The 6,238-nt window shown below is 38.2% G+C and carries 4 protein-coding genes; 2 read left to right on the forward strand and 2 right to left on the reverse strand.

All coding sequences use genetic code 11. The features are described 5' to 3' along the window. The first annotated feature begins 251 nt into the window (after nucleotides 1-251). A complete protein-coding gene (locus PG901_RS13255) occupies nucleotides 252-1,205 on the forward strand; it encodes a RepB family plasmid replication initiator protein (RefSeq protein ID WP_181717154.1) in 954 nt (317 codons plus the stop codon). On the opposite strand, the gene PG901_RS13260 is transcribed toward PG901_RS13255, so the two are convergent. After that, nucleotides 1,202-2,191 (reverse strand): DNA-processing protein DprA, encoded by a 990-nt coding sequence (locus tag PG901_RS13260; protein ID WP_181717155.1) that lies wholly within the window; start codon nucleotides 2,189-2,191, stop codon nucleotides 1,202-1,204. The two genes, PG901_RS13255 and PG901_RS13260, sit on opposite strands and share 4 nt — an antisense overlap. 4 nt (nucleotides 2,192-2,195) lie before the next feature. Further along, nucleotides 2,196-3,659: an HAD-IA family hydrolase gene (locus PG901_RS13265; RefSeq protein WP_181717156.1), complete on the reverse strand. Its 1,464-nt coding sequence runs from the start codon at nucleotides 3,657-3,659 to the stop codon at nucleotides 2,196-2,198. A 413-nt stretch (nucleotides 3,660-4,072) separates the two neighbouring features. Here PG901_RS13265 and PG901_RS13270 point away from each other — a divergent pair, with 413 nt between their 5' ends. After that, nucleotides 4,073-6,238: a MobA/MobL family protein gene (locus PG901_RS13270; protein ID WP_181717153.1), complete on the forward strand. Its 2,166-nt coding sequence runs from the start codon at nucleotides 4,073-4,075 to the stop codon at nucleotides 6,236-6,238.

A 6,238-nucleotide genomic window follows, 5' to 3' on the forward strand; every position in this document is an offset into this window, starting at 1 on the left:
CATTTATTATTATTATTTTGCTTTTTCTTTAGTTAATTAAAACAAAAATATATTTTTTACTTTTAAAGACTTTTAAAGACTTTTAGACACTCTATAAGCCTTGGTATTAAAGGCTTATAGAGTTTATAAAGCTACAACTATCATAGATAAAGCTACGTTAATCATAGATAAAGCTACGTTAATCATAATTAGAAGCTACAACTATCATAGATTATGCTACAATAAAATTATTGTAGCATAATGAGGTTTTTATGAGTTCTTTAATTGATCCATATCAAAAAAAATACCCTGAAAATTGGGTTGTCATGCAAAACAGGATTGAACAATGCTTTCACAAGATGACGTTAGATGAGAAACGGCTGCTTATACTTGCTAGTCCAACAGCTAGAATGATTGATGCGTCTGAAAAAGATGCTATTGAAATTACTGCTGAGCAATTTGCTAATGAGTGTAGTATTAAGGTTAGTTCAGCATATAAGCAGCTGGAAGTAGCTAGTAAGAACCTATTGAATCGTTCTTTTTCTTATATAAATGAACGAGGGAAACGTGTTGGTGTTACTTGGGTTATAAGAGCAGTATATGAGGATGGATATATTTCAGTATGTTTTCCCGATGAAGTATTAATTATGCTCAAAGCATTTGATGCATCAAATCCTTTTACTAAATATAAAAAAGAGAATGTATTACTGTTGAAAGGAGAGTATTCAATTGATCTATATCATATAGCGAAAAAATATGAAGGTATGACTACATTTCAGATGACATTAGAAGATTATAAGCTGGAACTAGGGTTGCCAAAGTCCTATAACCGCATAAACAACTTAAAAGCTCGTGCATTAGAGCCAGCAATTGATGAGATTAACGAAAAAACAGACATAAATATTACTTATGAGAACGTCAAACGGGGTCGTACTGTCACTGGCTTAAAGTTTACTGTGAAGCCCAAAGCCAAGCCTAAAAAAACCTTAGAAGAAAAACGTGATCCACATACAGCCGATATGTTTACCGTTGATGGTTTAAATGATAAACAGCTAGGTCGTATTGTTCGAAACCCTACTTTCATGGCTGACTATAATCATTTAGTAAGCCCAAATAGCCTAGCTGGACAGTCGCAGCAGGGATGGGAATTTGAGATGATTAACCGTCTTAAAAAAGACGCTTCACAGTTTAAGAAACGTCCGATTAAAGATTATTTAAGCTATTAAGAAAATAAGTCGCCCTTATCTTGATGCTTTAACTCTTCATAGCGAGCTATTAATAATTCATTGACCTCTTCGTATTCGCTTTTCCGCATAAGCCGTATAATCTGATGCTCTTCAATCGTTTGGATCCCTAAATTATATTTTATTTGGTCAAAACTCTCATTTAATAAAAAAATATTAGCTTCTATTTTTCTTATTTTCTTATTTATATCTGTTTTAGATTGGTTTAAGACTATTAAATATCTGTCATACTTCAAAATAGATTTTGAGGCATGCATGCTCCCACCTGTTAGATCCGACTGGACTAAAACAACACCAGCTGATAAACCAGCTTGGATACGGTCTCTTTCTACAAATTGGGATCTGTGAGGTTTATTATCATATGGATATTCAGAGATTAATAAGCCATCAGTTGATAGAACTTCATTAACAAGATCCACATTCTCAGCTGGATATATCTTATTAAGGTTATTTCCATAAACAACTATAGTCTTCCCACTATTTTTTATGCAGCTACTATGCGCAATAGTATCTATTCCAAGAGCGAGTCCACTTACCACTACCCAGTCTTGTTCAGTAAACCATTTAGTTACACGTTCACAGATTATCTTTCCATCATCACTGGGCTCACGAGTGCCGATAATGGCTATACATGGTTTGTTTAGCAGTTCAATATTGCCACGACAATATAAAAATGCTGGAGCATCTTTGGTGTTGAATAATAACTTAGAGTACGCTTCGTCCTGCTGAGAAATAATAAAATCGTCAGCCTCCTCAGCAATAGATACCATCTTATCAGCCCAACTAATATATTCCTTAAGTATTTCAGTTGAGGTTACTCTAGGAATGCTCCCAAAATATTTAGAAGCTAGGTCTTGTAAAGGTAAATCCCAATCTGTGATTTGACTTGCAATGGTGTTGAGACTAGCCTTTCCTACAAAGGGTATTTTAGATATTACCAATAGCTTATATGTTTTTTCAGATATCATTCAATCAACTAACCTTTTCAGTATGTGAACAATCGTTTTTTGAATCTCTGTATCCTGAGCACCCTAAGAAAACACTTTTATCTCTTGGATTGAAACGCTTAAACATTGGGCGTCCGCACTTTGAGCAATCCTTTTCTTTTATATTTTCAATAAAATGATTCTCATATGTACCGTTTATATCTTTTTTAGGGCAATACCAGAATTGACCTCCAGTATTCTTGACCGTGTTTATCTTAAGCTTAGTGTGACATACGGGACATGTTTTATCTTCAGGGAGGCTTACTGTTTTAGCTATGCATAACCCATATACGTTCTTTGCACCGTAAGACTTTAAAGTCTTTATAGCGCTAGATAAAGTAGCCCCTGAGGTGCTCACATCATCAATCACTATAACATTTGCTTCTCTTATTTTAGAGGCATGCAGATTAGTAATTTTAAGAGCTTTATCAATTTGGTTATATCGTTCAAAGCGATTTAAGGTCTTAGTTGGAACGGAATTATCTTCAAAATAAAAAAGGTCTTGAAGAAACATTTTGTCTGCTTCATTCGATGCGCCCTGTATATTAGACAACATATTCTCTAAACGTTTAACTTTCCCTTTTTTTGCTGGTATCACAGTAATTATATCGAAATCTATCTTCTTAAATATCTCAAGCCCCCCTATAAATTGTCTAAAAATAGTTGCCCAGTGCGAAGGGACTTTATAATTAGCATCAGATACCATTTTCTCTGATATTTGTTTTGTTAATGCATGGTTATTATGAAGCTTCGCCGACGCTTCAGAACTTAATGGGAAGTACCGTCCAAAGCTAAAAATTACGGCGTCTTTATGGTAATAAACTAGCTTAGATGCCTCATCAAGGGGTAGTACGTTTGTTTTTTTACCTTCCGAACTCAAGTCGATACTACATTTTTCTGCTGTTAACTCAAATTTATGCAAACCTTCTCTTGAAGCATCCACCAAATTTTGAGTTGAGAGAACACCGAAAGGCATATATGAGATGGGTTCTTTACTAGTAGTCCACCTTCCAATAATGGGAACAACACCCGCTCTATAAGCAGCAATTACATCATTTTTATCATCGCCGATATATATAATATTTTGTGCACTGCCTAATTTCATTGCCTCCAATGCTAATAGTATTCCTTTTGGGCTAGGCTTAATTTCATCTACAACATCATTATAAGAGATAATCACATCAAAAGAATTTTGAATACCTAGATGTTCCAATAAGCAATCTACATACCAGCGTGGCGAATTGGTAACGATGGCTACTGGTATCTGATTATGACAAAGATCATTTAATAAAAAACCTATACCATCAAACATCTTAAATTCTTGTTCTCTTAAATACTGCTCCAAACCTCTTGTATCGTGCTTCGTTCTAAATACCTGAAAACCATCTGTTGGGGCTATAGTATTGTCAAAATCAAAAATAACTGCTTGTAGCTTGTTACCATTTGGCATTTGCTATCATCCTGAGAATTTTATATTTATAAGTGTTTTTTTGGTTCAATCTTCAAAATCTAAGGCTTCACGATAGACAGACCATCCAAATGGCAGTATTTCTACGAGTGTAGCCGTTTTCAAGAAATGACATATCCATATGTAAGCCCAGCTATTCATCATCGTATCTTCCTATCTAGTGATTTAAGAAAACATCTCGCCTTAACATTAGTCTATCCTAACTTATTTAGCACAACAAATTGATTAATAAGTTAGATTTAGATGAATTTTTCATTAAGCTTTTTAGCCCTCTGCAAGAGTCCTCGAAGAGCGCAGTTTCGAGAAATGACATAAACCGTACTTCGTGTGGTATTATTTCATTGTCTCAAACCGCGTTGGGGAAACCCCAAACCCCAAAAACCCGAGGTGTAAAAATGGCGATATTCAGAGCCGAAACCAAATCGATCAGTCGTGGACAAGGGCATAATTTAGCGGCGGCAATCTCATATCGTGCCGGTATAAAATTGACCGATAACAACAAACTAAATCCCGAAGCAAGGTCTTACGATTACACCAAAAAAACCGATGTGGTTCACAGTGAAATAATTCTGCCTAACCAGTTGCGTGAGCAGTTGGCAGCGCGTGGTATCGAATTGGACTTTCAGAGTATCGCTGATTTGGTTGAGATTGGAGAAACCACCAAGCGCGGCAAGATGAAAAACAGTGCGCGTCTTGCGCGTGAATGGGTATTGTGCGGTGTGCCTGAGCTGACACGCGCTGAAAATATAGAGCTGTTTGAGAAGTTTGCCCAGCAGCAGAGCGAGGAACAAGGCGTTCTCAGCATGGTTTTTGTCCATGATCCTACCGCCGGTGACGACATGGCAAACACCAAGGCAGCAGCGGAGGGCAAAAATATGGCTGCCCCTGATCCGCGAAACATTCACGCCCACATACTACTACTGACCCGAAAGCTAGACGTATCGAGAGATAACAAGCTATCGCTCGGCAAAAAATCAGACAGTGAAGTCTCTAACGATGAGCGTACACGCCCAGTCGTACCAAAAGAACTCATTGGTGAAGTCGATCCTGAGACAGGTGAAAAAATCCAGCAGGGGCGCGGATTATGCTCAAACAGCGAATGGCTTAAAAATACCCGTAAACAATGGGCAGACATTCTTAATGAGCGACTGGCACAGAAAGGGGTTCAGCCAGTCTCTCATAAGAGTTACAGAGATTTAGGGCTAACATTCAAGCCGACCAAACACCTAGGCAAAGACGCGAGTATCTTAGAGCGTATGGGCATACAAACAGAAATAGGAATACATAATGAGTCAGTCAGCAGATACAACCACAACCAAATTAGGCTTGCAGCAGACCGCCTTGCTTTTAGAGCAGAACCAAGAGTTGATGACAGTAAACGATGGATTGACTCGATCAATAGCGGACATGTTCGAGCACAACACCGAATTGAGAGAAGTAAACGACAACTTGATAGCGGAAAACAAGACGTTGAAAGAGCAGTTGCAGCAGGCACAGAAACTAGCAGAGTCGCTGAATCAAACTCAAAAAACATTGACTGGGCGATTAAACGAACTGGACAAGTCGACCAGATCATTAATCACAACGAACACCGAGCAACAAAAACTGCTGAGCAAGAAAGACAAGTTGATAGCCTCATTGCAAAACACACTAGAACAACAGCCTCAATCAGCCCCAGCCCCTTCGATGACAACGCACGACGAGCAAGAGCTGCTAGCATCGCTAAAGAACAGGGACAATTTGATACAGCAGCAGAAAAATACGATACAAGAACGAGATACTACAGTGGAAGAATTGAGAGCGTTAATAAGGAACTTAGACGTATAAGACTGGGCTATGCACAGAAATTCTTTGATCGTCATAAAGAAGATAATAGGCTCAGACCTGGTTGGCGCGAAAGCTCAGACGACTACCCCAACAAGTATGACTATCGTCAAAGCGACTTACTTGATGCTTTTGCTGAGAAATCTAAGTTGAATAAAGCCAGTGGCGAAGATCATCGGGCTTACCAGAAAAGGTTATGTGATACGTTTGATTCTCCGTTTTTCACAGAGAACAAGCCGATCATGGACTTACTACGTGAGCCAAAGGCAGAGCGTGACCAGTACGATGCGATCAAAACCCACTATGACACTTTCATCAAAAACCTAGATGAGCAGCGCAAAGCTATTGATGATAAGAAAAAATATGCTTTAGGTGATATTGGACAGGTCAGCAGAATGACCGCTGAGAGCTTGTCAGCATCTAGTTATATCAACGCATTGGATAATTACATCAACAACGAGGCAACAGCAGATCAGAATAGAACCTTAGCAATCAGACATCGAGCTAGTACGATTAATCGGACTTGTGAGCAATTTAAGCATGGGATGATAGGTTTAAGCAACATCCGAGAAGCTGATAAGCGTCAAAAGCACTCAGAGGCTCTACAAGCATCTTTAAATACTTTTATGTCCAGTTATGGCAACGAGCTGTCTACCGATCAACAGAAGGCTATAGACAGCGGTTTGAGTGCTATTAAACAACCAGTTCAATCTAATACTATGGGGTATAGACGTTAG

The sequence above is a fragment of the Psychrobacter sp. ANT_H3 genome (assembly GCF_027919975.1).
In the GTDB taxonomy this organism is placed as follows: Bacteria; Pseudomonadota; Gammaproteobacteria; order Pseudomonadales; family Moraxellaceae; genus Psychrobacter; species Psychrobacter maritimus.